The sequence below is a fragment of the Synechococcus sp. RS9907 genome (assembly GCF_014279615.1).
Classification (GTDB): domain Bacteria; phylum Cyanobacteriota; class Cyanobacteriia; order PCC-6307; family Cyanobiaceae; genus Parasynechococcus.
Window position 1 is genome coordinate 537,239 of record NZ_CP047944.1, and the last position, 25,693, is coordinate 562,931.

Consider the following 25,693-nt stretch of genomic DNA (forward strand, 5'->3'; position numbering starts at 1 on the left):
GAGGGTCAGGCCATCACCATGCCGCCATCCACCTGCAGCACCTGGCCTGTGATGTAGGCCGCGGCCGGGTCGGCGGCAAGGAAGCGCACGGCCCCGGCCACCTGCTCCTGGGTGCCAAAGGTTCCCAGGGGGATGTCTTTGAGGATGGCCTCCGCATCGAGGTCCTTGGTCATGTCTGTGGCTATGAAACCCGGAGCCACTGCGTTCACGGTGATGCCACGACTGGCGAGCTCTTTGGCGGTGCTGCGGGTGAGACCGATGACGCCCGCTTTGGCGGCGGCGTAGTTGGCCTGTCCTGCGTTGCCCATCAGCCCCACAACGGAGGTGATGTTGATGATCCGACCGCTCTTCTGTTTGAGCATCGGGCGTGCCACGGCTCGCGTGCAGAGGAACACTCCACTGAGGTTGAGGTCGATCACCGATTGCCAATCGTCGGTTTTCATCCGCATCAGCAGGCCGTCCCGCGTGATGCCGGCGTTGTTCACCAACACATCCAAACGGCCGCTGCGCTCCAGCACCGTCTTGATTAGGCCATCCACTTCGGCCTCAACCGACACGTTGGCTTGCAGGGCATAGGCCTTGCCCCCTGCTGTGGTGATGGCAGCGACAACTTCATCGGCTGCGGCGGCGGAACTGGAGTAGTTCACAACCACCTCTGCACCGGCTTCGCCCAGGGCCAGGGCGATCGCCCGGCCGATGCCGCGACCTCCTCCCGTCACCAGGGCGGTCTGTCCGGCAAGAGAAGCGCTGGGAGACATGGAGGCACCGTTGATCGGAGGATCGTACGGAGCCGTCGCCATCCAGCTCAACCCGGCATGGTTTCAATCGTGTCGACGGCCTCCCCAAGCAACGACTGAAAGGTGGCGAGCTGGGTTTTGCTTCCCAGCACGATCAGGAGTTGCCCCGGTGCCATCTGGGTGTCGCCGCCTGGATTGGCGATCAGCTTTCCGTTTTCCCGGATTGCCAGCACCATGGCCCCGCTGCGACGGCCCAGCTCCAGCTCCGCCAGGCTCCTCCCGCGGATCTCCATCAGGTGCTGAGGGTCGTGACTTAGCTGGAATTCCTCGATTTCATAGTCGGAGCCCGCCAACAGCTCCATGAAGTTGAGGGCCAGCGGTCGCAGCGCCGAAGCGGCCATCACCCGGCCACCAGCCACATAGGGACTGACCACCACAGTGGCGCCCGCAAGCCGCAGCTTTGAGGCGGCTTCATCGCTGTTGGCGCGGGCAATCAAGCGGCAATCCGGTCGTAGGTCCTTGGCGCTGAGGATCACGTAAAGATTGGAGGCATCGCTGGGTAGGGCTGCCACGAGGCTGCAGCAGCGTTCCAGACCTGCGTCCAGCAGGGTTTCATCGAGGGTTGCATCGGCCTGAAGCACCCAGAGGCCATTCTCGTCTGCCACGGCCTTTCGTTCTGGATCGGTTTCGATCACCACGAGGGGCACCGCGTCCCGTTGCAGTTGGGCTGCAATCTCCTGTCCGATCCGGCCGTAGCCGCAAAGAATCACGTGGTCGTGAAGGCCTTCCAGCATGCGGAGAAAGCGGAACTCCCGAAGTCTGCGGAAATATCCCGACTCCTTCAGCCCGAGAACGCGTTGGATGGCCAGTTGCACAACCACCAAGCCACCCACCACGATCAAGACGGTGACCAGGCGGCCTGGAGGTGAAAGCGGGGCGACTTCTCCAAAACCGATGGTGCTGATGGTGATCAGCACCATCCAGAGGCAATCGCCCCAGTCCCATCCCTCCGTGATCCGATAACCGAGGGCACCAGCGAAGATCACAGCACTGAGGGCACTGATGGGCCCCCGCCATGGAGCCGTGATCAGCTTCAGCTGTCCCCTGGCTCGGCGCCGCCTCATCGGACGTCTCCTCAGAAACCGAGGGCCGTCAGCACATCACTGCTCTGCAGCGTGGCGAGCTCCTGCGGGCGGCTGAGGCAGCGGATCTCCTGGCGCTCGGGAAGGTCTGCGGCCTCGGCTCCGAGGGCAACCAGGGGGGTGCCGCAATAGGTCGCCAGGCGCTGGGACACCGGGCAGCTGCTGAGCACAACATCGGCATTGGCCACCAAAGCCGCCCGTTTGGTCAGGCTGAGCTCGGCTGGCAGCACCATGCTGCGCAGCGCCGGTAGGCGGCTTTTGATCGTCTCAGGCAGCTGGTGCCATTCCGCTGCAGGCCAGTCATTCGCCTGGCCGGATGGCGACAGCAACAGCAGGGGGCCGTCACCGCTGGGCAGTGCTTCACGGGCTTCCTCAAGCGCCTCTGCCGCAAGGGGCAGGCGGAACTGATCGGCCTTGAGATCAAGGCCCAGGGCTTGAAGAAAGGGGTTCAGACGCTGCGCCGTCCAGCCGGGACCGACGCTGACCTGGTCGGTGCAGGCAAATCCCTCAACCGCCAACCGTTTGGGGATATGGCTCATCGACAGCATCAGGTTCACCTGCTGCCCTTCAGCGAAGTTGATGCAGATCTGAAAGTCGGGTTCGCGCACACAACCGAGCAGGTTGGCCCAGTCCGCAAGGGTGGGGTTGGCCTCGAAGCTGAACGGCAACAGCTTGTCCAGGCACGGCAGAAGCTTCCATGGAGCTGCCTGCTGGGGGTCACAGGCCACCTGCAGGCTGGCGTTGAGCTTCTGGCAGATGTCGGCCAGAGCCGGTAGACGGTCCAGCTGGTCTTCGAGCGAACCCGGGCTCAGGGCAAGAACTCGCATGCAGCGCCGCCATCCATGGTGCGAGCTGATTGTATGGAGGTCGTTTACGCCTGTCTGGGGCAGGAGTCGATTGTGCATCTGTTGATTGCTGCGGCGGGAAGCGGTCGGCGCATGGGTGCGGATCGCAACAAGCTGCTGCTGCCGCTGGCTGGACGCCCCGTCATTGCCTGGACCCTGGAGGCGGCCCTGAATTCCAAGCGGATCGAATGGATCGGGATCGTCGGCCAGGAGGTCGATCGAGAGGCCATCCTTGCGGTGCTGGATGCACCCAGCAAGCCGGTGCACTGGATCCAGGGCGGCAGCACGCGGCAGGAGTCGGTGCTTTGTGGTCTGGCGGGGTTGCCGGAGCAGGCTCGGCACGTCTTGATTCATGACGGCGCCCGCTGTTTGGCTGAACCGGAGTTGTTTGATCGCTGTGCAGCTGTGGTGGAGGCCGGCACGGCGCTGATTGCTGCAACGCCGGTGAGCGACACGATCAAGCGCGTGGGATCTGATGGTGTGATTTGTGAGACGCCGGATCGATCGGAGCTTTGGGCTGCGCAGACGCCGCAGGGCTTTGCCGTTGATCAGCTGCGTCGCGGCCACGCTGAGGCGGTGGCTCAGGGCTGGACGGTCACCGACGATGCGTCGTTGTACGAGCGTCTGGGGTGGCCTGTGCAGGTCTTGGATGCCGGCCCCGCCAACATCAAGGTCACCACACCGTTTGACCTCACCGTGGCGGAGGCCGTGCTCGCCCTCAGGTCAGCAGGCTGAGCCGGCCGTTTTCGCCGTCCAGGCGTGCCATCGCCCCCATGGGCAGGGCTGCGTTTCCGGATCGGTGACCAACGGGCAGGTCCATCACTCTGGGAATGCCGAGATCGGCCGTGCGTTCCTCAAGAACCTGCTCAAGGTTGAAGCTTTCGGAGGCGTCTCTGGTTTCATCGGCGCACCCTTCGAAATTGCCAAATGCCAGACCCGCCAGGCCCTGCAAGCTGCCATTCAGCCTCCACTGAGTCAGCATCCGATCAATGCGGTAAGGCGCTTCACCCACGTCCTCCAGCACCAGAACGGCTCCCTTGAGGGGGGGCACGAAACGGCTTCCCAACAGGTGGGTGGCCACGGTCAGATTGGCCACGAGCAGGGGACCGCTTCCCACCCCGTCGCCGCCACCCCGACCTTGCAGCTCAGGAACGGTGTTGCCGAAGAGCAGGTTGCGCAAGCGGTCTCGGCTCCATTGCGGCTCCTCCGCAAGTGTTGTGAGCAAGGGGCCATGGATGCCCCCCGCAAACCCTGCTGCCTGGCGGGCCCAGAGCAGAGCTGTCACGTCGGAAAAGCCCAACAGCCAGCCGCTCTGCCAGCGGATGGGCTGCTCCAGCAGCCGAGCAGCCCCCCATCCACCGCGCGCACAGGCGAGCAGCGCTGCCGGTTCTGCCGGATGCAGATCGGCATGGCGCGTGTCATCGCGCCCTGCGAAGTAGCCCCAACGTCGGCTGGCCAAGGTCTGGGGTTGAACATCGAGGCCCCAGCTCTGCAGGACCGCAATGCCCTCCTGCAGCTTGATGTCGTCCTGCAGGGCTGAACTGGCGGCCACGCAGGCCACACGGTCTCCAGTGCGGAGCGGAGGAGCCGGGGTGATGTGCATCAGGCTCCCCATCCCCTGGCCAGAACCAGGCCGAGCCAGAGCAGCGTCCCTGCCTGCACCTGCTGGGCGAAGTGCTTCCCGTAGGTGCCCATGGAGGCATCCTGTTTGTTCAAGGGGTTGCAGCTGAGCTGCATGAAGACGGCGGCAAGCAACCAGAGAGGCCAGAACGGTGCTGGGATCTGAGCCGACCATGCCGCTATGGCAAGGGTGATGGCTGTCACGAGGTAGCAGCCCCGCACCACAGGAACCACGCGGGATCCGAGGCTCAGGGCGCTGCTGCGCAGGCCGAGGCGGGCATCGTCACGTCGGTCGGCCATGGCATAGACCGTGTCGAAGCCGAAGGTCCAGACCACGGTTGCCAGCCAACTGCACACCAGGGCAGGACTCCCGCTCAAGGCGGCCGTGGCTGCGGCCCAGGGGATCAGCACTGCGAAGCCCCAGCACAGCGCCAAGATCGCCTGGGGGAAGGCGAACCACCGCTTTGCCGATGGATAGCCAAGGATCGGCAGCACGGCCGTGCAGGCCAGGGCGAGACAGAGCCCGAGGCTGGCGGCCGGCAGACTCAGCACAACAGCCAGGCTGAGGCCCAGCAAGATCAGCAGCAGAGCGAAGGCTGGCCCTCGGTGCAGCGCACCTCTGGCCAGAGGCCGATGTTGGGTGCGTTCCACCTGGCCGTCGAAGCGCTGGTCCCACAGGTCATTGGCGATGCAGCCTGCTCCGCTCACCGCCAGGCCCCCCAGCAGGATCTGCAGGATCAGCACAACACTGGGGGGAGCGCTTGGATTCAGCCAGAGGGCCCAGCCTGCTGGGATCAGCAGAATCAGCCGGCCGGTGGGTTTGTTCCAGCGGAGCAGTTCGATCCAAGGCTGAAGACGGGCAGAGCTGCTGATCACAATCAACGGGATTTGAAGAACCCTAGTCAGGGCCCGATGGCCTCGGCCGTCAGTGTCAGAGTGGACTTCATTGCCGCTCTGACGTTGATGCTGGATGCCAAGGCCCCAGCCCAGCCAACGGAACAGAACAACGGCGCGTCGCAGGCAGTGAACGCTGATCAGCGTCGGATCGCCGCCATCGATATCGGGACCAATTCCTTTCATCTTCTGGTGGCAGCCGTTGATCCGAAGCTGCGCACGTTTCGGATCATCCAGGCCGAAAAGGCCACCACGCGTCTGGGGGAGCGTGATCCCGAGACCGGTGAGCTGACCGCGGCGGCGATGCAACGGGGGCTGGAAACCCTTCGCCAGTTCAGAGATCTCGCCGCCAGTCACCGGGTTGAGCAGATCGTCACAGCGGCGACGAGTGCCGTTCGAGAAGCACCCAATGGTCGCGATTTCCTCCAGACCATCCTCGACGATCTGGGGATAGAGGTGGATCTGGTCAGCGGCCCCGAGGAGGCACGGTTGATCTATCTGGGCGTCCTCTCAGGAATGCCGTTTGGAGACCGTCCGCATCTTCTGCTCGATATCGGCGGTGGCTCTACGGAACTGATCCTTGCCGATGGTCGTGATGCCCGCGCCCTGACCAGCACCCGTGTGGGGGCTGTGCGACTCCAGCGGGACTTTGTTCGGGATGATCCGATGCCCCCTCAACGGCGGTCATTCCTGCAGGCCTTCATTCAGGGGTCGCTTGAACCTGCGGTCGACAAAGTGCGTCGCAGGATCAAACCCGGTGAAACTCCTGTTTTGGTAGCCACCAGCGGCACGGCGATGGCGATTGGCTCCCTTGCGGCGAGTGAAGAGGAGCGCCCACCCCGCAAATTGCATGGGTATTGCGTTACCCGGCAGAGCCTGAATCAGGTGGTTGATCGTTTGATCACGATGACTCCTGCGCAGCGACGGGAGTTGGCTCCCATCAACGATCGTCGGGCCGAAATCATCGTTCCCGGTGCGCTGATCCTGCAAACCACCATGAAGATGCTGGGTGTGGGGGAGTTCGTGCTCAGTGAGCGGGCGCTCAGGGAAGGTTTGATCGTTGATTGGATGCTTCGTCAGGGTCTTCTGGAAGACCGCTTCAGCTTTCAGAGCAGCATTCGGCAGCGCACTGTGCTCCATCAGGTGCAGCGCTTTGCGGTGAACCAGAGCAGGGCTGAACGGGTTGCCAGCCATGCCCTAAGCCTCTATGACGCCACGCGAGGCGTGATGCATGACGACAGTGGCGAAGGGCGTGAACTGCTTTGGGCTGCCGCCATGCTCCATACCTGTGGCCAGCACATCAACATCAGCGCCTACCACAAGCACACCTGGTACTTGATTCGTCATGGTGAGCTGCTGGGCTATTCCGAGGCGGAGCACCTGATGGTGGCGGCCATTGCCCGCTATCACCGCCGCAGCCTGCCGAAGAAACGCCATGAGTCCTGGCAGCTTGTGGCCACCCGAGACAACCGTCGCTGTGTTCATCAGATGGCCCTGCTGCTGCGCTTGGCCGCGGCTCTGGATCGCAGGCCTGAGCCGGTGATCTCAGCACTCCGCATCCATGCGGTGAAGGGAAGTCTGGATCTGGAGATCGTCCCTGAGCGGGTCAACCAGAACGTCAGCCTTGAACAGTGGAGCTTGGAAGGCTGCGCTGAGGTGGTGAAGGAGGCGGTTGGCGTGAATCTGCGCGTCAGGGTGCAGGGCTGAGCGGGATCCAGCGGATGTCATCCACAGCGCCAAGGGTGCGTGTCTCGCCGTCGGGAGAACTGAGCTGCACTAGATCAGGCCGGCCGGCGTAGATCTCCACCAGGTCGGGATTGTCAATCCTGCGCTCACCTTTCAGTAGCCCTTCGAATTCCACAACTCCCTCACGCCGTAGGGCGATCCAGCTGGGTTCGCTGCTGCTGATCGTGAGGCCCAGGTCGGCCGTTGGTGGCGCTGAAACGATGAGGGCATCGCGCTCATCTGCAACCTTGGTCACCTCCAGATCGGTTTCGCTTGGCTCAAGGGTTGGATTGGCAGGCTTCAACCCCTGGGCGAAGCGCGTCAACTCGGAGGCGTTGCTCCACACAACAAAGCCAAGGCCAGCAAGCCCGGCGAGGGCCACGAGGGGAAGTGGATTGAATGTTCTTCGGTTCTGAGGAGCGATGCCCCGCGGTGTTGCCCAGGGAGTCGCCCGTTTGGGCGGTTTGGTGGTGAGGGGGCCGAGGGTTTGAACCATGGCATCAGCATCCAAACCCAGATGCGAACTGATCCGGCGCACCATGGCCTTGATGAACACGGGTTCAGGCAGTTCGGTTTGATCGCCCCGTTCCAGTGCTGCCAGTTGCTCCTCGCCCATGTGCAGCTGGCTGGCGAGTTGGTTCTGGCTCAGGCTCGCAGCAGCCCGCGCCTCGGCCAACTGTCGCCCTGCTTCAACCAGGCCCGTGGCTTTGCCCTGGTCGTCCGCAAGACTCCGCTCGTTCATCAATGGGTCGATCGACCTCGTTCAAAGCTGAACTTAGGCCGATCCAACAGTGCAGTCAGCACCAAAAGGATTAAATCCCACCAAAAAATATGGGCGATACTGGATTCGAACCAGTGACCCCTTCCGTGTGAAGGAAGTGCGCTACCACTGTGCTAATCGCCCGCACAAATTGATCTTAAACCACCGCCTATTGGGGTTTCGGACGGAACAGGTGGTCGTGGTCAGGCGAGTAAAGCCGTGAGCGCTGGGGACCACCGGCAAGGGCCGGACTCACCACATAAAGCGTTGTGCGAATCAGATTGCGTTCCCGACTCACCGCAGCCATCTCCCTGAGAAGGACAACGGTGAGCATCTGATCAGGCCAGCTCACCCGATGTCCGATGGCCACGGGCGTGTCGGCGGGGTAGTGCTCCAGAAGGGTGGTTTGCACCTCTTCAACGTGTCGTGCACTCAGATAGATGCAAAGGCTGGCGCGCAGGGCGGCCAGCCGATCCAGCTGTTCCCGTTCCGGCACGCCCGTGCGGCCCCCAGCGCGACTGAGAACAATGGTTTGCACCACGCCTGGGAGGGTGAGTTCGCTGGCGAGTCCGGCGGCTGCCGCTTGGTAGGCGCTGATCCCGGGAATCACTTCCACAGGGATTTCGGCGTCGCTCAGGGCGCAGATCTGCTCGTTGATGGCGCTGTAGAGCGCCGTGTCTCCATCGTGAAGCCGCACCACCCGTTTGCCCTGGCGCTGCCGGTCGATGAGCAGCGGGATCAGCTCTTCGAGCGTGGTGGTGCTTGTGCGGATGCGTTCGCAATCCGCCGGCGCCAGATCGGCGATGGCTGGAGAGACCAGTGAATCGGTCCAGATCAGCACGTCGGCCTTGTTCAGGCGGTCAGCCGCGCGAAGAGTGAGCAGGTCTGGAGCACCGGGGCCTGCGCCGACGAAACTGACAACGTGACTCAACTGCGTTGGCCTGATGGATCAGGCAGGGGTCGCTTCCGTTGATATAGCCACCAAAGCCCCAGGACGCCGAGTGCAACCAGGGTGCAACTCATCAATTGGGCGATGCGGATTCCCCCGTCGCAAGCCGGTGGAAGCGAACCGATGCAGAGAGGATCAATGCGCAGACCTTCGATCCAGACACGGCCAAGGCTGTAGCCCACCAAATACACACAACTCATGGCGCCCGATGGGAGCATCCCAGGAGCTTTGAGTCCGCGGCGAAAGAGCAGCATCAGCAGTCCGAAGAGCAGCAGGTTCCAGATCGATTCGTAGAGGAACGTCGGGTGGAAAAATTCCGACGTGCTGTACATCACAGGGCGGCTCTGCGCCGGGATGAACAGCTTCCACGGCAGGTCAGTTGGAACCCCGAAGGCCTCGGAATTGAAGAAATTCCCCCAGCGACCGATGGCCTGTCCCAAGGCCACGGAGGGAACCAACACATCCAGCACATCCCAGAAAGGTTGCTGGCGCCAGCGGCAGAACAGGATCAGCGTGATTGTTCCTGCCAGCAAAGCACCGTGTATGGCGATCCCTCCCTCCCAGATGGCCAGGGCCTTGAGCGGGTTGGAGGCGTAGTTGTGCCACTCGAAGGCCACGTAGTAAATCCGTGCTCCGATCACGGCAAACAGCACGAGCACGGGCAGCAGATCGCTGACCAAGCCGTTCTCCAGCTGTCGAAGCTTGGCCAGTCGGCTGGAGAGGTTCAGTCCAATCAAGACGGCTGTTGCAATCAGCAGCCCGTACCAACGCAGGGGAAGGAACCAGTTTTGGGTGTGAGGCAAAAATTCCCCTGGCGACTGGAAGGTCGCCAGGGGAAACAGGGCTTCAACAGCCATAGCGATCAGAAGTTGCCTTCAGCGGCCTGAACCTTTTCGATCTGCTTCTTCTTCAGCACCAGCATGATCTGAGCCAGAGCCACCGCCGCGAAGAAGGCGAGCAGGCCATAGATCCGAACGGGGTTCTGCAGAACAATCTCTGCGTCCACTTGGCCGAAGCCGCCCACGTTGGGGTCGTTGGTCAGGGCAGCACCGGCTTCGATGCTGTCACCAACGCTGACCAGAACTTCAGGACCAACCGGAATGGTCTCGCTCAAGCTGCTGCCGTCAGCAGCCTTGATGCTGACCACGCTGGCGCCATTGTCGCCGGGTTCGATGGAGGCAATGGTGCCGCTGGCAGGAGCCGTGTAGACGGTGTTGTTGCTCTTCTCACCTGTGGGATACACCTGGCCACGGCCACGGTTGCCACCCACGTGGATCTGGTACTTGCCGAAGTGGATGTTGTTGTCGGTGGCGGGATCAGGGGACAGCACAGGGAAGACGATCTCTTGGTGCTCATCACCAGGAATCGGTCCCACCAGCAGGATGTTGGGCTGGTCGTCGCTGTACTGGGTGAAGTAGACGCCTTCTGTTTCTTCCTTGATCTCGTCGGTCCAGCGGTCCTGAGGAGCCAGGGTGAAGCCATCAGGAAGCATCACAACAGCGCCCACCTGCAGACCCACATCGCTGCCGTCGGCACCGATCTCCTGCAGGCCCTTTTCGTAAGGAACCTTGACGCTGGCGGTGAAGACGCTGTCGGGGAGGACCGATTGAGGAACTTCAGCCTGGGTCAGCTTTTTGGCCAGGTGGCAGTTGGCACAAACAATCTTGCCGGTGGCTTCCCTGGGGCTGTCGTAGTTCTGTTGAGCCCAGAAGGGATAGGCCCAGCTGGCAGCCGGAGCGATCAGCAGAGCCAGTCCGATGACCAGCGATCCAAGGAAAAGCGAGAGGTGACGACGCATGGGACGGTGAGGGGATGCAGGCGTAGGGAAGGGAAAGATCAGGCCCACCAGGGCTTATCACCAGTTCGGAAGTCGGTCTCGGTCCACTGGCTCACGAACACGTTGTCGTTCTCCACGCTGACGTTCGCCAGGGCCAGGGAGAGAGGGGCAGGGCCACGGACCACTTTGCCGGTGGCGTCGTACTGACTGCCATGACAGGGGCACATGAACTTGTTGGCGCCGCTGTTCCAGGGAACAACGCAACCGAGGTGGGTGCAGATGGCGTTGATGCCGTAGCTGCCGATGGCGTCTTCGCCTTCAACGATCAAATAGGTGGGATCGCCTTTGAGGCCCTGCACCAGGCTGCGATCGCCCTCGGGGTGGCTGGAGAGCCAGCCGCTGGCTGTGATCGGGTTGCCCAGCTCATCCTTGGCGCTGGTGCCACCGCCACTGCCCGCGGCCTTGGGGGGGATGAAGTAGTTCGCCACCGGGTAGAGGGCTCCCAGGGCCACACCGGTGACGGAGCCGAACGTCAGCAGATTCATGAACTGCCGACGACCCATTCCGGGCACATCGCTCGAGGAGAGTTGGGTCATGGCGGACGTTCATCCAGCTCAGAATGGCGTCCATTATGGATGCTTAAGTGCTTGTCAAGCTTTGCAACGACAGGCGTCTACCTACCCCTGCCGCTTCATCTTCTGTGCTTGAAATCGCCAAGCCCGTGCCCGAGCCGCCGCTCAGTGTTGACGAGGTGATGGCCTGCTTACGCCAGCGCTGGCGGGCGACTTACGACCTTCAGCTGGTGGTTCGACGCCGTCGTTTGTACCTCCAGGTGATGTGGGCCTATCTCGAGCAACAGTCGTTTCCGATGGACCTTGAGGCCTATCGGCAGCATCTCGGTGAGGTGCTGGATGTTGTGAATCGTCTTGGTTTGGCGGGTGAGGTGCGCCAATGGCTCGGTTCCACCCGTGACAAACCCCGTCTTGGTAAGGCGTTGAGTCTTCCGCTGGAGGCGACAGGGCCGGAGGCGGAAACGCTGATCAAGGAGTTTCTGGTCTGAAGGATTCGGTCAGGGCCACCAGGCCGACGCCGATCAGGAACAGTGCCGTGATCGCTCCAGCCAGCAGCAGCATCGTGATCGGATCGGTGGATGGCGTCAGCACAGCTCCAGCCAGGGCTGAGCCCAGAACAACCCAGCGCCAGGCCCCAAGCATCGGCCGCCAGCGCACCAGCCCCAGGGCCCCGAGGAGCAGTTGCAGAACAGGGAGCTGAAACGCCAGCCCGGTGGCCAGCATCAGCAGCAGAACAAAATCCAGATACCGCTCGATCGACCAGAGCGGCTCCACCACATCGGCGCCGTAGCTCACCAGAAAACGAAGGGCGGCTGGCACCAGGGCCCACCAGGCAAAGGCCAGGCCCGCCATGAACAGAACCGCGGAGCCGGCGACGGCAGGGGCGATCAGGCGTCGTTCGCGGATCGTCAGGCCCGGCAGCACGAAGGCCAGGATCTGAAACAGCACATAGGGCAGGGCCAGGGTGAGGCCGGCGTAGCCGGCCACCTTCAGTGAGACGAATAAAAACTCGCCCGGTGCCAGTTGAAGGAAATGAATTCCGCTTGCTGGCGCTTCCAGCAGGCGCACCAGAGGTTTAACCCCCAGCAGGCAGGTCAGCGCTGCAACAACAACGGCCAGCAAGCTGCGCAGAACCCGTTGACGCAGTTCCTCCAGGTGATCCACCAGGGGCATCTCCACCTCATTGGGCAGATCTGCATCGCCAGGTGCCCTCCCAATGCGAATGGGCGGTGGTGGCTGCAGAGCTGGGGGACCTTCGGGGCGCTCAGACACGGACGCAGGACGGGCGGCGCAACAGGTCAGCCCGAATGTGGGCTCAGGCTAGGGGCAAGCAGCCGCTCTTCCGCGCCCTGGGGATCCCCCCAGCGGATTTCAGCTTGTCCATGGCGCACGGTGCCCGGGCCGGCACCGGGAATGCGCTGCAGCTGATCGGTGGGCACCATCACCACCGCCACCCGCGTGTTGCCCCGCGCGCGGCTGAAATAGGCCGCTAGGTCCGTTGCCATCGCCAGATCGGATTCCTCGGCCAGCCCGTTGGAGCTCTTCAACACCACGTGACTGCCTGGGCATTCCTGGGCGTGAAACCAGAGGTCACCACTGCGGGCCTGGCGCAGCGAGATCCAGTCGTTCTGGCGGTGATTCCGCCCCACCTGCACCTTGAGACCTCCGGGAGTGTTCAGTTCCAGCGGTTTGGGTTGGTCCCGTTGACGCTGCTGTCGCGTGCTGCGACGGCGTTCCTTGGGCTGTAACAGCTCATCGAGTTCCTCCCGCAGATCATTCAGGGCGGCGAGGCGCGCCGGGCCGTCCTGCCAGGTGGCACTCAGTTGATCTTCGATGAAGGTTTCGCTCGCGCTGATCAGCTCAAGCCGTTGCTGATGGTGCTCCAGCCGCTGCTCAAGGATCGGGCGCGATCTCCGCAGTTTTTTGGCCCTGCGATAGAGCGACTGGGCTTCATCGACCTGGTCGCGGCTTGGGTTTCCGAGGCAGAGGAGAGCGTCCGCCTGGCGTTGAAGAGCCTCGTGCCCTTCGGTGGCCTTCAGGCGCTGGTGTTGGTCCTGCTGGGCTGCCTGTTCTTTGCTGCGCCAACGCTCCAGGCGTTGACGCAGGTCTTGGCTGACCCGTGCCAGGGCCCGTTGCTCTTGGGATTGCTGGTGCAGGGATCCCAGGGTGAGCGCCAGAGCGGGCTGTGGATGCACTTCACCCTGGGGAGACCCCCAGACCCGGTAACGACCGTCGTTCTCCACCACCAGGGCGAACTGCTCACGCTCGAGCTGGTCCAACCAGAGGGACCAGCGTTCAAACAGGTGGCACCAGTGGCGTGCATCCAGGCTGTCCACCGGGGTGTTCAGATGGTCGCCGGCGAGCTGTAGAGCAAGGGCTGGGCTGATCCCCTGATAGGTCTGCTGCAGGGCCTTGCGCAGGGCGATCGGAACGAGAGAGAGCCGCTCCTTCCAGCGTTCAAAGCCCTCCGTTGGATCCGGTGCCAACCCCTGCAGCATCGGGGGTGGGCTGTAGGAATCACCGGTGGAGAGAGGGCGCACGCGGGACTGATGGTCTCGGACCTGTCGCCCCAGGGCAATGATCCGGCGCTGCTCATCCAGCAGCAGCAGGTTGCTGTGCCGTCCCATCAGCTCCAGCACGAGCACCCGCTGGATCGGTTCCCCAGGGCGTTGGGCAAACCGGAATTCCACCACCCGTTCAAAACCACGCTGGTGGAGCTCCACCAGAGCCAGCTGGCGAAGGCTGTGTTGCAACTGTTGGGCGAAGGTGCTGCCGCTGCCGCTGCGCGGGGGAGGGTTGACCTCCACCAGCCGAGGGGCCTCGGCTTGCCAGCTCAGTTCCAGCCACACCATCCCCTTGAGGCTGCGGCATCCCAGTTGAATCGTTGCCGGGTCCGGTTGTTGGGCCTTCTCGAAGCGGCTGGGCACCAGCTTTGGGCGCAGATCCCAGAGCACCGCGCGCAGCGTGGTGAGATCCATTGGCTGCAGGCTGGTGGAGGCGATCACCTGGAGCACCGGGTGGGGCATTGGGGCTTCCTACTCTGCTGACCCACGCAGACGCCGCGATGTCCACCAGTGGAAAGCTCACCTTGATCACCGGCCCCAGTGGAGTCGGCAAGGGAACGCTGGTGAACCAGCTGCTGGAACGGCACCCCCAGATCTGGCTGTCGGTGTCGGCCACCACCCGTTCTCCGCGCCAGGGGGAGCAGAACGGCATCAACTACTTCTTCCACAGCCGTTCGGGGTTTGAGGCCTTGGTGGAGCAGGGAGGTTTTCTCGAGTGGGCGGAATTCGCGGGGAATTGCTACGGCACCCCCCGAGGTCCTGTGGAAGAACAGATGGCGGCGGGGCGCCCTGTGCTTCTGGAGATTGAGTTGGAAGGTGCCCGCCAGGTGCGTCGCAGTTTTCCGGACGGTTTTCAGATTTTTCTGGCTCCCCCCAGTTTTGAAGAATTGGAGCGCCGGATCCGTGGGCGCGGAACCGATGCGGAGGATGCCATTCAGCGCCGCTTGACTCGCGCTCGCGAGGAGCTCGAGGCCCAACAGGAATTCGATGCTGTTGTGATCAATGACGATCTCGAATCAGCGTTGAACCAGGTGGAGACGCTGATGGGGCTGGGATAAAGCAGAGCTCCTTTTTGCAACGCTGATCGTCGTAAACCTGTCTTTCGCAACAGGGGCAGGCACAAAAAAAGGGAACCCGAAGGTTCCCTTGCCTCTAGAAAATCAACCCAGATTCACATCGGGTGGAAGAGAAGATCGGGGAAGAAGCGGTTCCACTCGATCAGGATTCCTGCGGTGGCGGTGAACCAAATGGCTGCAACCACTGGAGCTGCGGTCAGAAACTTGTTCATTGTTGAGGGAGCAATGGTTGAAGTCGTTTGAATCAGCGTGGTGAAACAGTCACCTTGCTGTCGTCTTCGAGCAGCTTGCCGCTGGTGAATTCACCGAAGGCAGCCAGAGGCCAGGTGGCAGCAGCCAGAAGGCTCTTGATGGCGATGCTGCGATCGATGAAGATTTCGTACTGGGCAGCATTCTTGCCGCGAGTTGCTTTCAGGTACTCACGACCGGCCCAACCGATGCAGCCGGCGACGTACAGGAACATGATCCCGGGATACACAAAATCACCGGCGTGGCTCCAGCGGCCATCGACGATCAGGTGGGGAAGGCCATCCTCACCACAGGAGGCCTGGCTGTACATCTCGAAGCGAGCTTTGGCCTGAGGCGTGGTGGCAGCGGCAGCACGCTGCTGGAAGCGGGCGCTTTCTGAGCAGGGGGTGAGGCCAGCCACATCCGCCTTGGCGACGGGGGCGAAGCCGAACACCAGGAGTGCTGAAAGCACGACGGCGAAGAGACGACGCATCGGAACAATTCCTCTGAACGGTGCCCCGAAAGGGCAAGATGTCACAAGTCGGAGAGTAGGGGAGGCGCATCGCTTCGATGCATGCAGTGCTTGCCCTCGAAACAAGTTGTGACGAGTCCGCTGCAGCGGTCCTGCGCCGTCACGCGGATGGGCGAATCGAGGTTCTGGCGTCGCGGATTGCATCTCAGGTTGAGGAGCATGCCCGTTGGGGTGGTGTTGTGCCCGAAATTGCGTCGCGCCGCCACGTTGAGGCCCTGCCGGGGCTGGTGGAGACCGTGGTTGACGAGGCGGGTGTCGCTCTGGGGCAGCTGGATGCCATCGCGGCCACGATCACTCCAGGTCTGGCCGGGGCTCTGATGGTGGCCTCGGTGACGGGTCGCACCCTCGCTGCGCTGCATCAGCGCCCCTTTCTCGGCGTTCATCACCTGGAGGGCCATCTGGCCTCGGTGATGCTTGGAGATGCCCCACCGCAGGTTCCTTATCTGGTGCTGCTTGTGAGCGGGGGCCACACGGAGCTGATCCTGGTGGCTGACGACGGCGGGATGACGCGGCTCGGCCGAAGCCATGACGATGCCGCTGGAGAAGCTTTCGACAAGGTGGCCCGCCTGCTTGGTCTGGGATACCCCGGAGGCCCTGCCATCCAGGCTGTAGCCGAAACGGGTGATGCAACGCGCTTTCGCCTGCCCAAGGGGCGGATTTCATTGCCGGGCGGCGGTTTTCACCCCTACGACTTTTCCTTCAGTGGTCTGAAGACCGCCATGCTCCGCACTGTGGAAACTTTGCGGCAAAACCCTGATCCGCTGCCTCTTGCCGACCTGGCGGCCAGTTTTGAACAGGTGGTGGCCGATGTTCTGGTGCAGCGCAGTCTTCGCTGTGCTGAAGACCATGGTGTTCAGCAACTGGTGATGGTTGGGGGCGTCGCAGCGAACCGTCGCTTGCGCCAGAGCATGCTTGAACAGGGGAAGCAGCGGGGCATAACGGTCTCCATCGCTCCGCTGGCCTTCTGCACCGACAACGCCGCCATGATCGGGGCTGCGGCCTTGCTGCGTCTGGGCCAGAACCCTGCTTGCACGTCTCTTGAATCCGGCGTTGCAGCTCGCTGGCCCTTGGATCAGGCCAATGCGCTTTACACACCAGACCCACCTTTTTAGGAAGCCTTTAGGCTTGAAGGGCACTGCTCGGTCTCTGCGTGTTGGACCAACCGGAAACCAGGTCAGATGCTCCGGAACCCGTGGAGGCTGATGAGCTGAACGCCTGGAAGCGTGGCTTCACCCCACAGGCCGAAATCTGGAACGGTCGTCTGGCGATGATCGGCCTCTCCGCAGGGATCGCTGTTGTTCTTTTGGTGCGTGTGTTCAGCGGTGGCTGATCAGCTTCGGCCCCGCAGGGCCTGAGCCAGCTCGTTGGGTTTGAGGCTGACGGCCACCGCTTGATCACCGTCAATGCGACCCGACTCCACCAGGGCCAGCAGCGATTGATTGGTGGTCACCATCCCATCGAATCCGCTGCGCTCCATGATCTCCTCCACCTCATCGAGAGCCCCCCGCTGGATGTAGTCCTTGCAGGCGTCGGTGTTGATCAGAATGTCGTGATACGCCGTCCGTTTTCCATCTGTTGTCTTGATCAATCCCTGGGCGATCACCCCCAGCAGCGATTCGGACAACGAACGGCGCACACTCTCCTGCTCTTCAGGCGGATACATGCCGAGAACCCGTTCCACGGTCTTCACTGCAGAATTGGTGTGCAGCGTTCCGAACACCAGGTGGCCGGTCTGGGCCGCTTCCAGGGCCGTTGAAAGGGTTTCCTGATCCCGGATTTCGCCCACCAGAATCACATCGGGGTCTTCCCGCAGAGCAGCCCTCAAGGCGTTGTGGAATCTGAGGGTGTGCAACCCCACTTCCCGGTGCCGGATGAGGGACTTGCGGCTCTCGTGCACGAACTCGACGGGATCCTCGATCGTGAGGATGTGGCGTGCCTCGTTGCGGTTGATCCAATCGATCATGGCCGCCAGGGTTGTGCTTTTGCCGGACCCTGTCGGACCGGTCACCAGGATCAGTCCCTTCGGCCGGGCCGCGAGGCTCTCCAGCACGCTGGGGAGATTCAGCTGCTCCATGGTGAGGATCGTCTGCGGAATCAGGCGCAGCACCATCGCCGGCCCCCGCAGTGAATCCATCAGGTTGATGCGCACGCGCACGAAGGGGAAGGCATGGGAGCCGTCAAATTCCTTGTCGCGGTTGAAGCCATCGATCTGCTGTGGCGTCAGGATTTCCTGGAGCCATCCCTGAAAGACCTCGGCGCGGGTGACCGGCCATTCCGTGCCCTGCATGTCTCCCCGGGCCCGGTAGCGCGGCACTTCCCCAACCCCCAGGTGGACATCGGAATAGCCGGCATCATGGGCGATTTGAACGATCTTCTCGAGGCTTGGAGAGCCATCTGCAGCGGATCGGGGCGCCGGGTTGTGAACCTCCCGAGATCGTTCTGGGCTACGGGCGGCGGTTGGGCGCGGCGGGAAGCTGGGGGGGAAAACCGGCTGAGCCACGTTGATGGCGAGGGATCTGTTTTCAGGATCGTCTCGATGCTGGAACTGGCAAGGATTTCTCACTGTTCTCTCCGGGTTAACGCCCGTAAACTCCAGCGGTCCGTCTGGATGGAATGGCTGAACAGCCCCGCGTCACGATCGTTCTGGGAACGCGTCCGGAGGCGATCAAGCTGGCTCCGGTCATCCGGACGTTCCAAGCCTGTGATGCATTGCAGACCCGTGTCGTCCTGACAGGTCAGCACCGCGAAATGGTGGGCCAGGTGATGGATCTGTTCCATCTCCAGGCGGATCAGGATCTCAATCTGATGGCACCCCGTCAGACCCTGACCCATGTCACCTGTGCTGCGCTGCAGGGGCTGCGGGAAGACTTTCAGGCCTACCCCCCGCAGTTGGTTCTGGTGCAGGGCGACACCACCACGGCGTTTGCCGCTGGTTTGGCTGCGTTTTACGAGCAGATCCCGGTTGGTCATGTGGAGGCCGGCCTGCGCACGGACAATCTTCTGGATCCCTTCCCGGAAGAAGCCAACCGTCGGCTCCTTTCTCAGATCGCAACCCTTCATTTCGCGCCGACGCTCAAGGCTGAATCCAACCTGAAAGCATCCGGGGTGGTCGGGGAGATCTCCGTGACCGGCAACACCGTGATCGATGCCTTGTTGTTGATGGCGGAATCGGCGCCGGATGTTCAGTTCGATGGCCTCAACTGGGATCAACAGAGGGTGATCCTCGCCACGGTGCATCGCCGTGAAAACTGGGGTGAGCGGCTGCACGACATCGCTGCAGGAATGCTGCAGGTGCTTGAGCGCTACCCCGATACGGCGCTGCTGCTGCCGATGCACCGCAACCCGACGGTGCGTGAACCGCTGCAGGCCCTGCTTGGAAGCCATCCCCGAGTCGTTCTGACCGAACCTCTTGACTACGACCGTCTCGTTGCAGCGATGAAAGGTTGCTGCCTGTTGCTCACCGATTCCGGTGGTCTCCAGGAGGAGGCCCCTGCGCTCGGTAAACCCGTGCTGGTTCTGCGGCGAACCACAGAGCGGCCGGAGGCCGTTGATGCGGGCACCGCCCGGCTGGTGGGTACCGATCCCGATGTGATCCTGGAGGAGACCTCGCGGCTGCTTGGGGATGCCACGGCCTATCAAGAGATGTCCCGCGCCGTTAACCCCTTCGGCGATGGTCACGCCAGCGAACGCATCCTTGAACGCTGTCGGCGACAGCTCGGGGTCTGAAGCGTCCCTCAGCAGCGATGGCTGTTACCGCTGGTGGCTGCGGCGCTGCCTGGGTGCCGGCGAAGGGTGCCTCCTTTTCGTGGGTCTGAATCCCTCGAGAGCTGATGGCCAGCGTGATGATCCGACCCTGCGCCGCTTGATCTGCTTTGCCAGGCAATGGGGATATCGGGAGTTGCTGGTGCTGAATCTGTTCGCCCGGATGTCGCCGTCTCCGGCGGCGCTGCTGCGGGTGAAGGACCCCATCGGTGAGCAGAACGACGCGATCTTGAACCGCTGGTTCAACCACTGGTCCCGAACATCTGGGGTTGATCTCTGGTGTGGATGGGGGGCGAATGGGGCGCGATGGGACCGGGCTCAGCTGGTTCTTGGAATCATTCAGCGTTTGCTGCCGAACCGCCGACGCTCTGTTCCCGACTCGCCGCATCCTCTGATGCTGGGGCAGACGGCCTCGGGGCAACCGCGCCATCCGCTTTATGCCCCGCGTAACGCCTGTCTTCGCCCTCTTCTCTGGGCAGACACGGAACCGATCCGTCATCCTGTGGGGACCGTGATGGATGTCTTTCCGCGCTGATGTCCCGTACGCCCCGCCGCTACGCCGTCCATCTCCACCTTGTGGGAGGGCAAACCGAACGGGTGTTTTTTCCGAAACTCGAGACCTTCCAGGAGTGGTACCAAGGGGTGGTCAATGCCGAGAACCAGGGCGGTTTCGTCAACGTTCCCCTCAGTGATCTGGAGGGCGAGTATCTGGTCGTACGCCCCCAAGCGGTGATCGGCGTGCGCGTGGAACCTCAGTTCTCTTCTGTCGATGACGCCTGAGCGTCTGGGCCTCCTCTGGGGCGTCACGGTTTCCTCGGGTGCTGCAGCCCGTTTTCTGGCGGCCAAGTCGGAATTTCCTGGGGTGGTGTTGTTGCTCCTGTCGGGGCTGCTGATCGGTCGCTCTGGTCTGGGTTGGGTGGAACCCCTTGATCTCGGCTCCGGGCTTGGAACCGTGGTGGGTCTTCTTGTCAGCCTGGTGCTGTTCGATGGCGGACTGAATCTGCGTCTGCCTGGAGACACGATCAAGGCCACGGTGCAGCGCATCGCAACCCTGCGTCTGTTGATCTCCCTGGGAGGCGGTCTGTTGGCGGCCCATTGGCTTGCGGGCCTCAGCTGGTCGCTTGCGGCTGTGTTCAGTGCCATCGTGCTGGCCACGGGGCCAACGGTGGTCACACCCCTGGTGCGTCAAATTCGGCTCGCACCTCCTCTGGGCGAAGTGCTGGAGGCTGAGGGACTGGTGCTTGAGCCCATCGGCGCTGTTTTAGCCCTACTGCTGTTGGAGCTTGTTCTTGGCAACCTGCATGGCTGGCGGGAGGTGATGCTCGGCCTGCTGTATCGATTGGGCGGTGGTGTGCTGATTGGAGCGAGCGTCGGCTGGCTGCTGTCAGAACTGCTGCGACGGCTCAAACCCGATCAGTTGAAGGGGCTCCCGCTTCAGCTCAGTCTGGGTTTGCTGTTTCTGATGTATGGCGTCAGTGAATGGCTGCTGCCGGAATCCGCCCTGCCTGCATCGGTGGCGGCGGGCATCGTTGTGGGTCGACGTCCAGGCCCCCACACCGCTGAATTGGATGGTTTGATTCAGGAACTGGCGCAGTTGGCGATCACGATGCTGTTTCCGCTGCTGGCTGCTGACGTCTCCTGGGCTGAACTCAGTCCGCTGGGTTGGGGCGGCATCCTCTGCGTGCTGTCGTTGATGCTCGTGGTGCGTCCGATCGGCGTGGGTCTGGCCACCATCGGGTTGCCCTACAAGCTTGAACAACGGCTGTTCCTGGGCTGGCTCGCTCCGCGAGGCATCGTCACCGCAGCGGTGGCCTCTCTCTTCGCGATTCGCTTGGAGCAGGCCGGCATCCTGGGGGCAGGACGCCTTCAGGGGTTGGTGTTCCTCACCATCCTGATGACCGTTGGTCTTCAGGGCCTCACGGCTCAGCCGTTGGCTCAGGCTCTTGGCCTAGTCAAAGCTGAGGATGACGAACCTGCCTCAGCCGAGGCAGCGGCGCAAACGCGGCAGGTCCTCACCGATTCGGGCCAGCAATGACCAGGTGGTGATCAGATCGGGGCCTTGAAGACGCCCCAGCAGAGCGGCGCGCAGGGATTTCATCACAACCCCTTTCTTCACACCGGCTGCTTTGGCGGCATCCCCCAGCCAAGCCTTGGCTTGATCAACGTCGCTGCCGTTCCAAGGGTTGTTTTCGAGCCGCTGAACCAGATCGGCAATGGCTGCCTTGGCTCCTTCGATCGCGAGTTGCTCGAGGGCATCGTCCTGGAGTTCCGGACGATCAAAGAACGGTTCCGCTTGATTGACGCCATCTTTGAGCAAGGTGAGGGATGGCCCCAGCAAGGTGCAGAGGTCCAGGCACCAGCCCTTGTCGCTGGGAGTGGTCCAACCCCGTTCGGTCCAAAGCGGCGTCAGTTCCTCCAGAAGATGGTCCGCTGTCCAGCCGTGCAGAACCTGGGCATTCAGCCAGTTGAGCTTGTCCCAGTCGAAACGCGCCCCGGCTTTGTTGACGCGGTCGAAACCAAAAACGGCTGCGGCTTCACGCAAGCTGAACCGTTCCTCCATGCCCTCCGGTACGGACCATCCCAACAAGGTCATGTAGTTGGCGATGGCGTCAGGGGTGTAACCCATGGCGCGGAAGTCGTTGATGGAGGTCACCCCATCCCGCTTTGAGAGCTTGCGTCCCTCGGCATTGAGGATGAGAGGAGCGTGGGCAAAGGTCGGCAATGGCAGGCCAAGCGCTTCGTAGAGGAGCAGTTGCTTGGCGGTGTTGGCAATGTGATCTTCACCGCGGATCACATGGGTGATGTCCATCGCGGCGTCATCCACCACCACCACAAGGTTGTAGAGGGGGTCGCCGATTTGATCCGCCGGGGCGCGGCGGGCAATCACCATGTCTCCGCCAAGGTCTGAGCCTCGCCAGCTCATGGCGCCACGCACCAGATCATTCCAGCGAATTTCGGCAGCGTCATCGATGCGAAAGCGAATCACGGCTTCACGGCCTTCTGCCTGAAATGCCTGCTCTTGCTCGGGGGTCAGAGACCTGTGGCGGTTGTCGTAGCGCGGCGCTTGATTGGCCGCTTTTTGCGCATCGCGCATGGCCGTGAGTTCCGTTTCGCTGGCGTAGCAGCGGTAGGCCAGTCCCCGATCGAGCAGGGTCTGTATGGCATCACGGTGCTGACCCACTCGTTCGCTCTGGATGACGGGTTCCTCGTCCCAATCGATCCCGAGCCACTGCAGGCCTTCGAGAATGTTCTGGGTGTACTCGGGCTTGGACCGCTCCTTGTCGGTGTCTTCAATGCGCAGCACGAACGCGCCTTGCTCGTGCTTGGCGTAGAGCCAATTGAAAACAGCGGTTCGCGCCGTTCCAATATGAAGCGTGCCCGTCGGGCTGGGGGCCAATCGAACGCGCACCATCGTGGCTCTTGTTGGTGAGAACGGGACCGACGGGATTCGAACCCGCAACTTCCGCCGTGACAGGGCGGTGCTCTAACCGGTTGAACTACGGTCCCAGATCTGATTCAGAACTCGCGAGACGCGCTCCGAAGAATCTGATCTGTGTCGCTTGCGCGACCTGATCAGTATCAACTGTCGCCCTGCCCTCCGTCAACAACTGAGCCATGGATCAGCCTGGTTTTGTCATCCAGGCGCCGCCATAAAAAATCCCGACGACAGAGTCGCCGGGACAGGAGGGAAAACATCGGCGCAACGCCGATAAACCAACGGTTCAGGGACGGAAACCTGCAGGTTCGATGAGCCGAACCTGATTGCCGCGGGCTGTGAATTCACGCCCTTGATCACTCTGAACGACCACACGGCCGCCAGACTTGACGCGTATCACTCGGGCACGGACCCAGCCGAGGGCGGCTGACTCCAACACCTTCACAACATCACCAGGTTGAAGATCCAACTCCATGCTCAGAACCGGGAAACTGCACGAGGGGAACATCGGACGCGCCGTGGAGGACTCGAACCCCCGACATCAGGTTTTGGAGACCTGCGTTCTACCAACTGAACTAACGGCGCAAGGCGATGTACCCCTCAGCCAACGTTGAAGTTGGCAACTGATTGAACGAGGTCGAAACCTCAGCGATCGAAGCGCTGCTTCACGCGGGTGGCCTTGCCCACCCGTTCCCGCAGATAGAAAAGCTTCGCCCTGCGCACTTTACCGCGCCGTTCCACCTTGACGGAAGCCACCTGGGGGCTGTGCAGCATGAACACCCGCTCAACGCCGATGCCCTGGAAAATCCGGCGCACGGTGATGGTCTGGTTGAGGCCACCATGGCGCTTGGAAATCACCACGCCTTCGTAGGGCTGAACACGCTGCTTGTTGCCCTCGCTGATGCGGACACCAACCCGCACGGTGTCGCCCACGTAGATCTCAGGGAGATCATCCTTCTGCTGAGACGACTCAAAGGAGCGAATGAGGGCCTCAGGGCTCAGTTTCTTGGCAGGGGCACCGGAAGCATTGCTGGCTTTCGCCGCTGCCTCAGGTGCTGTTTCCACAGCCGTTTCGGTGTTGTCGTCGGTCACCACTGTGTCCTTCGAATCGGCTGCCATCCCAGCTCCGCGTTGAATCGCCAAACTATGAGTGTACCTTTCGACGCCATCGCTCCATCAGCAGCCCTATGCCTGTGATCAGCATCCACAGCAGGCCGATGGCGTTGAGAAGAACGACGACCGGTTCCAGGGTGGAACCAAGCCATTCCCCCTCGTGCACGACCATTAACCAGTGAACCTGGTCTCGGCTGGCTCCGAACCAGTCCCGGGCCAGGCGGTAACTGACACCGGAGAACACCGTCACCACCAAGGGCGCCAGAACGAAGGGTGCAACGCTTCGATGCAGTTCCCGCAAGCGCGCAAGCAGCGACATGACCGGCATCAATTCGGTTGCTGTTGATAGCGTGACGGATATTGGGCTGAGCCATGAATCTCTTTGCTGATCTTCTGGCATCCACCCAGGCAGCGCAGGGGCAAGTGACGGCGACGGGCCCGCGCATTCAGAAGCGTCGCGGCGTTGAGATCAAATCAGCCCGTGAAGTGAAGATCATGCGCCAGGCCAGCCACATCGTCGCCACCGTGCTGCGGGAGGTGATGGGAATGGTGGAGCCAGGTCAGACGACGGGAGATATTGATGCCTATGCGGAAAAACGCATCCGCGAGATGGGGGCGACCCCAAGTTTCAAGGGCTATCACGGTTTTCCGGCGAGCATCTGCGCCAGCATCAACAACGAAGTGGTGCATGGCATCCCCAGTCCGAAGCGTGTGATCCGCCAGGGCGATCTGCTGAAGGTGGATACCGGCGCCTATTTCGAGGGCTACCACGGCGACAGCTGCATCACGATCTGCGTGGGAGATGCACCCCAGGAAGCACAGACCTTGAGCCGTGTTGCCAAGGAAGCCTTGATGGCTGGTCTGAGCCAGGTCAAAGCAGGTAACACCCTGCTGGATATCGCTGGAGCCGTTGAAGACCACGTCAAGGCCAACGGTTTCAGTGTTGTGGAGGATTACACCGGCCACGGTGTCGGCCGGAACCTGCACGAAGAACCTTCCGTGTTCAATTTCCGCACCGACGAGCTCCCCAACGTCACCCTGCGTCCTGGCATGACCCTGGCGATTGAGCCCATCCTTAATGCCGGCAGCAAGGCCTGCCGCACCTTGCGGGATCAGTGGACAGTCGTCACTCGCGACGGCTCTCTCTCGGCGCAGTGGGAGCACACCGTTTTGGTGACCAGTGATGGATGCGAGATCCTTACCGATCGGGGCGACTGAGGATCCGGCTGTAAATCCGCCGTCCAAGCTCGGTCAGAGGCATCAAGACATACGTCAGTGGGTTTGGTGTCACGATCACCAGGCGAAATCCCCAGCTCGCCTGGCGAACCACTTGGCTTGCGACGAAATCGGCGCCCATCACCCCAATCGGATTGAGCGATGAGCGAAAGGGGCCGAGCACCAGCTTGCGCAGGATCAGGGCTTCGCGTCCGGTGGCATCAAGCACCGCACCGCGGATGCTTACCAGTTGCCCCAGCATTCGCTTGGTGAGTTCATACACGGGACTGACGGCAGGCTGAATTTCAGCCTCTGAGGTGTTGATCCACACCTCCCTCGGATCAGCTTGCGGCGATGCTCTGCTGATGGCCTCAAATCGCTGCATCAGCCTCCAGCTGCTCAAGGTGTTGACCTCCAGTGCCTGATTGATCACTTCAGGGCTTTGGCCGCCTTGAGGATTGATCCCGTGGTTCAGCACCAGAACGTCGAGCTCCTCCAGATCGGCGTCCAAGCTGGCTTCGTCTCCGCAGCTCCAGCTCACCCAACGGTGTGGGCCGTCCGCTTGCTCTGGAGGTATGGATCCGTGGGTGAAACCGACGACGTGGGCGCCTGCGGAACGGAGGCAACGGGCCAGAGCTGCGCCGAGGGCTCCACGAGCGCCTGTGATGCCGATCCGTTTGCCGAGAAAGGGGGACTGGGCCATGGAGCCAGCTTGGGGCATCCTTGAAGCGAGCGGAGCACGAATC

Annotated in this window: 31 protein-coding genes and 3 tRNA genes; 11 read left to right on the top strand and 23 right to left on the bottom strand. The window is 62.2% G+C overall.

The features are described 5' to 3' along the window. Positions 1 to 5: 5 nt before the first annotated feature. Genes fabG through SynRS9907_RS02965 form a run of 3 tightly spaced genes read right to left on the bottom strand, consistent with a single transcriptional unit; the run spans position 6 to position 2,706 of the window. Positions 6 to 758, bottom strand: coding sequence for a 3-oxoacyl-[acyl-carrier-protein] reductase (gene fabG, locus SynRS9907_RS02955; RefSeq protein WP_114988294.1), 753 nt, complete (start codon positions 756 to 758; stop codon positions 6 to 8). A gap of 47 nt (positions 759 to 805) precedes the next feature. After that, positions 806 to 1,861, bottom strand: coding sequence for a TrkA family potassium uptake protein (locus SynRS9907_RS02960; RefSeq protein WP_186514827.1), 1,056 nt, complete (start codon positions 1,859 to 1,861; stop codon positions 806 to 808). A gap of 11 nt (positions 1,862 to 1,872) precedes the next feature. After that, entirely contained in the window at positions 1,873 to 2,706 is an 834-nt protein-coding gene (locus SynRS9907_RS02965) for a glycosyltransferase family 9 protein (RefSeq protein WP_188021765.1), read from the bottom strand. A 72-nt stretch (positions 2,707 to 2,778) separates the two neighbouring features. On the opposite strand from SynRS9907_RS02965, the gene ispD reads away from it, so the two are divergent. Next, positions 2,779 to 3,459, top strand: a complete 681-nt coding sequence (gene ispD, locus SynRS9907_RS02970) for a 2-C-methyl-D-erythritol 4-phosphate cytidylyltransferase (RefSeq protein WP_188022327.1) — start codon at positions 2,779 to 2,781, stop codon at positions 3,457 to 3,459. On the opposite strand, the gene SynRS9907_RS02975 is transcribed toward ispD, so the two are convergent. Together SynRS9907_RS02975 and SynRS9907_RS02980 are read right to left on the bottom strand one after the other, a co-directional pair. Further along, entirely contained in the window at positions 3,443 to 4,327 is an 885-nt protein-coding gene (locus SynRS9907_RS02975; RefSeq protein ID WP_188022328.1) for an LD-carboxypeptidase, read from the bottom strand. The two genes, ispD and SynRS9907_RS02975, sit on opposite strands and share 17 nt — an antisense overlap. Further along, entirely contained in the window at positions 4,327 to 5,220 is an 894-nt protein-coding gene (locus SynRS9907_RS02980; protein WP_255445968.1) for a 4-hydroxybenzoate polyprenyltransferase, read from the bottom strand. The genes SynRS9907_RS02975 and SynRS9907_RS02980 overlap by 1 nt, the downstream gene beginning before the upstream one ends. 87 nt (positions 5,221 to 5,307) lie before the next feature. Here SynRS9907_RS02980 and SynRS9907_RS02985 point away from each other — a divergent pair, with 87 nt between their 5' ends. Further along, complete coding sequence (locus SynRS9907_RS02985; RefSeq protein WP_188022329.1) at positions 5,308 to 6,945, top strand: Ppx/GppA phosphatase family protein; 1,638 nt, start codon at positions 5,308 to 5,310, stop codon at positions 6,943 to 6,945. Here SynRS9907_RS02985 and SynRS9907_RS02990 read toward each other — a convergent pair. The 6 genes from SynRS9907_RS02990 to petC form a co-directional block, all read right to left on the bottom strand. Continuing rightward, the gene (locus SynRS9907_RS02990) at positions 6,929 to 7,705 is read right to left on the bottom strand and encodes a RodZ family helix-turn-helix domain-containing protein (protein WP_188021767.1); all 777 of its coding nucleotides are present in this window, start codon (positions 7,703 to 7,705) and stop codon (positions 6,929 to 6,931) included. The genes SynRS9907_RS02985 and SynRS9907_RS02990 overlap by 17 nt on opposite strands. A gap of 90 nt (positions 7,706 to 7,795) precedes the next feature. Beyond that, positions 7,796 to 7,867: transfer RNA gene (locus SynRS9907_RS02995), tRNA-Val, on the bottom strand. 25 nt (positions 7,868 to 7,892) lie between these two features. Next, the gene (gene cobM / locus SynRS9907_RS03000) at positions 7,893 to 8,654 is read right to left on the bottom strand and encodes a precorrin-4 C(11)-methyltransferase (RefSeq protein WP_188021768.1); all 762 of its coding nucleotides are present in this window, start codon (positions 8,652 to 8,654) and stop codon (positions 7,893 to 7,895) included. Then, a complete protein-coding gene (lgt, locus tag SynRS9907_RS03005) occupies positions 8,651 to 9,529 on the bottom strand; it encodes a prolipoprotein diacylglyceryl transferase (protein WP_255441884.1) in 879 nt (292 codons plus the stop codon). The genes cobM and lgt overlap by 4 nt, the downstream gene beginning before the upstream one ends. Before the next feature lie 5 nt (positions 9,530 to 9,534). Further along, the gene (gene petA, locus SynRS9907_RS03010; protein WP_188021769.1) at positions 9,535 to 10,470 is read right to left on the bottom strand and encodes a cytochrome f; all 936 of its coding nucleotides are present in this window, start codon (positions 10,468 to 10,470) and stop codon (positions 9,535 to 9,537) included. Between the two features lie 38 nt (positions 10,471 to 10,508). Continuing rightward, positions 10,509 to 11,045 (bottom strand): cytochrome b6-f complex iron-sulfur subunit, encoded by a 537-nt coding sequence (gene petC / locus SynRS9907_RS03015; RefSeq protein ID WP_006850760.1) that lies wholly within the window; start codon positions 11,043 to 11,045, stop codon positions 10,509 to 10,511. Positions 11,046 to 11,092: 47 nt separating this feature from the next. On the opposite strand from petC, the gene SynRS9907_RS03020 reads away from it, so the two are divergent. Continuing rightward, positions 11,093 to 11,509 (top strand): DUF3067 family protein, encoded by a 417-nt coding sequence (locus SynRS9907_RS03020; RefSeq protein WP_188021770.1) that lies wholly within the window; start codon positions 11,093 to 11,095, stop codon positions 11,507 to 11,509. Here SynRS9907_RS03020 and tatC read toward each other — a convergent pair. Beyond that, positions 11,490 to 12,194, bottom strand: coding sequence for a twin-arginine translocase subunit TatC (tatC, locus tag SynRS9907_RS03025; RefSeq protein ID WP_170950543.1), 705 nt, complete (start codon positions 12,192 to 12,194; stop codon positions 11,490 to 11,492). The genes SynRS9907_RS03020 and tatC overlap by 20 nt on opposite strands. 125 nt (positions 12,195 to 12,319) lie before the next feature. Further along, positions 12,320 to 14,047, bottom strand: a complete 1,728-nt coding sequence (locus SynRS9907_RS03030) for an NFACT family protein (protein WP_255445969.1) — start codon at positions 14,045 to 14,047, stop codon at positions 12,320 to 12,322. 38 nt (positions 14,048 to 14,085) lie between these two features. Between SynRS9907_RS03030 and gmk the strand changes: the two genes are divergently transcribed. After that, a complete protein-coding gene (gmk, locus tag SynRS9907_RS03035; RefSeq protein ID WP_188021771.1) occupies positions 14,086 to 14,643 on the top strand; it encodes a guanylate kinase in 558 nt (185 codons plus the stop codon). A 113-nt stretch (positions 14,644 to 14,756) separates the two neighbouring features. On the opposite strand, the gene psaJ is transcribed toward gmk, so the two are convergent. Continuing rightward, complete coding sequence (psaJ, locus tag SynRS9907_RS03040) at positions 14,757 to 14,873, bottom strand: photosystem I reaction center subunit IX (RefSeq protein ID WP_006850741.1); 117 nt, start codon at positions 14,871 to 14,873, stop codon at positions 14,757 to 14,759. Positions 14,874 to 14,905: 32 nt separating this feature from the next. Continuing rightward, positions 14,906 to 15,382, bottom strand: coding sequence for a Photosystem I reaction center subunit III (locus SynRS9907_RS03045; RefSeq protein ID WP_114988265.1), 477 nt, complete (start codon positions 15,380 to 15,382; stop codon positions 14,906 to 14,908). 77 nt (positions 15,383 to 15,459) lie between these two features. Here SynRS9907_RS03045 and tsaD point away from each other — a divergent pair, with 77 nt between their 5' ends. Beyond that, entirely contained in the window at positions 15,460 to 16,533 is a 1,074-nt protein-coding gene (gene tsaD, locus SynRS9907_RS03050; RefSeq protein ID WP_188021772.1) for a tRNA (adenosine(37)-N6)-threonylcarbamoyltransferase complex transferase subunit TsaD, read from the top strand. Between the two features lie 38 nt (positions 16,534 to 16,571). Continuing rightward, the gene (locus SynRS9907_RS03055) at positions 16,572 to 16,751 is read left to right on the top strand and encodes a chlorophyll a/b-binding protein (protein ID WP_188021773.1); all 180 of its coding nucleotides are present in this window, start codon (positions 16,572 to 16,574) and stop codon (positions 16,749 to 16,751) included. Here SynRS9907_RS03055 and SynRS9907_RS03060 read toward each other — a convergent pair whose 3' ends face one another. Continuing rightward, positions 16,752 to 17,921: a type IV pilus twitching motility protein PilT gene (locus SynRS9907_RS03060; RefSeq protein ID WP_188021774.1), complete on the bottom strand. Its 1,170-nt coding sequence runs from the start codon at positions 17,919 to 17,921 to the stop codon at positions 16,752 to 16,754. A 113-nt stretch (positions 17,922 to 18,034) separates the two neighbouring features. Here SynRS9907_RS03060 and wecB point away from each other — a divergent pair, with 113 nt between their 5' ends. From wecB to SynRS9907_RS03080, 4 genes are read left to right on the top strand one after another with little or no spacing between them, the layout of a single operon-like run. Continuing rightward, entirely contained in the window at positions 18,035 to 19,147 is a 1,113-nt protein-coding gene (gene wecB, locus SynRS9907_RS03065; RefSeq protein WP_188021775.1) for a non-hydrolyzing UDP-N-acetylglucosamine 2-epimerase, read from the top strand. Further along, positions 19,116 to 19,718: a DUF1643 domain-containing protein gene (locus SynRS9907_RS03070; protein ID WP_188021776.1), complete on the top strand. Its 603-nt coding sequence runs from the start codon at positions 19,116 to 19,118 to the stop codon at positions 19,716 to 19,718. Before wecB ends, SynRS9907_RS03070 begins: the two co-directional genes overlap by 32 nt. Next, positions 19,718 to 19,963: a hypothetical protein gene (locus SynRS9907_RS03075; protein WP_115010390.1), complete on the top strand. Its 246-nt coding sequence runs from the start codon at positions 19,718 to 19,720 to the stop codon at positions 19,961 to 19,963. The genes SynRS9907_RS03070 and SynRS9907_RS03075 overlap by 1 nt, the downstream gene beginning before the upstream one ends. Then, positions 19,953 to 21,218: a sodium:proton antiporter gene (locus SynRS9907_RS03080; RefSeq protein ID WP_188021777.1), complete on the top strand. Its 1,266-nt coding sequence runs from the start codon at positions 19,953 to 19,955 to the stop codon at positions 21,216 to 21,218. The genes SynRS9907_RS03075 and SynRS9907_RS03080 overlap by 11 nt, the downstream gene beginning before the upstream one ends. Here the strand turns inward: SynRS9907_RS03080 and gltX are convergent. The 6 genes from gltX to SynRS9907_RS03110 all read right to left on the bottom strand — a co-directional run bounded on the left by gltX (position 21,162) and on the right by SynRS9907_RS03110 (position 24,051). Then, complete coding sequence (gene gltX, locus SynRS9907_RS03085) at positions 21,162 to 22,595, bottom strand: glutamate--tRNA ligase (protein WP_188021778.1); 1,434 nt, start codon at positions 22,593 to 22,595, stop codon at positions 21,162 to 21,164. The genes SynRS9907_RS03080 and gltX overlap by 57 nt on opposite strands. 21 nt (positions 22,596 to 22,616) lie before the next feature. Then, positions 22,617 to 22,690, bottom strand: a tRNA-Asp gene (locus SynRS9907_RS03090). A gap of 215 nt (positions 22,691 to 22,905) precedes the next feature. Continuing rightward, a complete protein-coding gene (locus SynRS9907_RS03095) occupies positions 22,906 to 23,094 on the bottom strand; it encodes a hyperconserved protein Hcp (RefSeq protein ID WP_006043540.1) in 189 nt (62 codons plus the stop codon). A gap of 37 nt (positions 23,095 to 23,131) precedes the next feature. Further along, positions 23,132 to 23,204 (bottom strand) — tRNA-Trp (locus SynRS9907_RS03100). Positions 23,205 to 23,264: 60 nt separating this feature from the next. Beyond that, complete coding sequence (rplS, locus tag SynRS9907_RS03105; RefSeq protein ID WP_188021779.1) at positions 23,265 to 23,738, bottom strand: 50S ribosomal protein L19; 474 nt, start codon at positions 23,736 to 23,738, stop codon at positions 23,265 to 23,267. A gap of 25 nt (positions 23,739 to 23,763) precedes the next feature. Beyond that, positions 23,764 to 24,051 (bottom strand): PepSY domain-containing protein, encoded by a 288-nt coding sequence (locus tag SynRS9907_RS03110; protein WP_188021780.1) that lies wholly within the window; start codon positions 24,049 to 24,051, stop codon positions 23,764 to 23,766. 53 nt (positions 24,052 to 24,104) lie between these two features. On the opposite strand from SynRS9907_RS03110, the gene map reads away from it, so the two are divergent. After that, positions 24,105 to 24,950, top strand: coding sequence for a type I methionyl aminopeptidase (gene map / locus SynRS9907_RS03115; RefSeq protein ID WP_006851506.1), 846 nt, complete (start codon positions 24,105 to 24,107; stop codon positions 24,948 to 24,950). Here the strand turns inward: map and SynRS9907_RS03120 are convergent. Next, complete coding sequence (locus SynRS9907_RS03120) at positions 24,931 to 25,668, bottom strand: SDR family oxidoreductase (RefSeq protein WP_188021781.1); 738 nt, start codon at positions 25,666 to 25,668, stop codon at positions 24,931 to 24,933. The two genes, map and SynRS9907_RS03120, sit on opposite strands and share 20 nt — an antisense overlap. Positions 25,669 to 25,693 lie beyond the last annotated feature (25 nt).

Excerpts from the sequence above, each read along its gene's own strand:
- psaJ (WP_006850741.1), bottom strand. The coding sequence starts at position 14,873 with ATGAACAAGTTTCTGACCGCAGCTCCAGTGGTTGCAGCCATTTGGTTC.
- petC (WP_006850760.1), bottom strand. The coding sequence starts at position 11,045 with ATGACCCAACTCTCCTCGAGCGATGTGCCCGGAATGGGTCGTCGGCAG.
- gmk (WP_188021771.1), top strand. The coding sequence starts at position 14,086 with ATGTCCACCAGTGGAAAGCTCACCTTGATCACCGGCCCCAGTGGAGTC.
- SynRS9907_RS02960 (WP_186514827.1), bottom strand. The coding sequence starts at position 1,861 with ATGAGGCGGCGCCGAGCCAGGGGACAGCTGAAGCTGATCACGGCTCCA.
- gltX (WP_188021778.1), bottom strand. The coding sequence starts at position 22,595 with ATGGTGCGCGTTCGATTGGCCCCCAGCCCGACGGGCACGCTTCATATT.
- map (WP_006851506.1), top strand. The coding sequence starts at position 24,105 with ATGAATCTCTTTGCTGATCTTCTGGCATCCACCCAGGCAGCGCAGGGG.
- lgt (WP_255441884.1), bottom strand. The coding sequence starts at position 9,529 with ATGGCTGTTGAAGCCCTGTTTCCCCTGGCGACCTTCCAGTCGCCAGGG.
- SynRS9907_RS03110 (WP_188021780.1), bottom strand. The coding sequence starts at position 24,051 with ATGTCGCTGCTTGCGCGCTTGCGGGAACTGCATCGAAGCGTTGCACCC.
- rplS (WP_188021779.1), bottom strand. The coding sequence starts at position 23,738 with ATGGCAGCCGATTCGAAGGACACAGTGGTGACCGACGACAACACCGAA.
- petA (WP_188021769.1), bottom strand. The coding sequence starts at position 10,470 with ATGCGTCGTCACCTCTCGCTTTTCCTTGGATCGCTGGTCATCGGACTG.
- SynRS9907_RS03030 (WP_255445969.1), bottom strand. The coding sequence starts at position 14,047 with ATGCCCCACCCGGTGCTCCAGGTGATCGCCTCCACCAGCCTGCAGCCA.
- SynRS9907_RS02990 (WP_188021767.1), bottom strand. The coding sequence starts at position 7,705 with ATGAACGAGCGGAGTCTTGCGGACGACCAGGGCAAAGCCACGGGCCTG.
- SynRS9907_RS03045 (WP_114988265.1), bottom strand. The coding sequence starts at position 15,382 with ATGCGTCGTCTCTTCGCCGTCGTGCTTTCAGCACTCCTGGTGTTCGGC.
- SynRS9907_RS03080 (WP_188021777.1), top strand. The coding sequence starts at position 19,953 with ATGACGCCTGAGCGTCTGGGCCTCCTCTGGGGCGTCACGGTTTCCTCG.
- SynRS9907_RS03120 (WP_188021781.1), bottom strand. The coding sequence starts at position 25,668 with ATGCCCCAAGCTGGCTCCATGGCCCAGTCCCCCTTTCTCGGCAAACGG.
- SynRS9907_RS03075 (WP_115010390.1), top strand. The coding sequence starts at position 19,718 with ATGTCCCGTACGCCCCGCCGCTACGCCGTCCATCTCCACCTTGTGGGA.
- wecB (WP_188021775.1), top strand. The coding sequence starts at position 18,035 with ATGGCTGAACAGCCCCGCGTCACGATCGTTCTGGGAACGCGTCCGGAG.
- SynRS9907_RS02985 (WP_188022329.1), top strand. The coding sequence starts at position 5,308 with ATGCTGGATGCCAAGGCCCCAGCCCAGCCAACGGAACAGAACAACGGC.
- SynRS9907_RS02965 (WP_188021765.1), bottom strand. The coding sequence starts at position 2,706 with ATGCGAGTTCTTGCCCTGAGCCCGGGTTCGCTCGAAGACCAGCTGGAC.
- SynRS9907_RS03095 (WP_006043540.1), bottom strand. The coding sequence starts at position 23,094 with ATGGAGTTGGATCTTCAACCTGGTGATGTTGTGAAGGTGTTGGAGTCA.
- fabG (WP_114988294.1), bottom strand. The coding sequence starts at position 758 with ATGTCTCCCAGCGCTTCTCTTGCCGGACAGACCGCCCTGGTGACGGGA.
- tsaD (WP_188021772.1), top strand. The coding sequence starts at position 15,460 with ATGCATGCAGTGCTTGCCCTCGAAACAAGTTGTGACGAGTCCGCTGCA.
- SynRS9907_RS02975 (WP_188022328.1), bottom strand. The coding sequence starts at position 4,327 with ATGCACATCACCCCGGCTCCTCCGCTCCGCACTGGAGACCGTGTGGCC.
- tatC (WP_170950543.1), bottom strand. The coding sequence starts at position 12,194 with ATGCCCCTGGTGGATCACCTGGAGGAACTGCGTCAACGGGTTCTGCGC.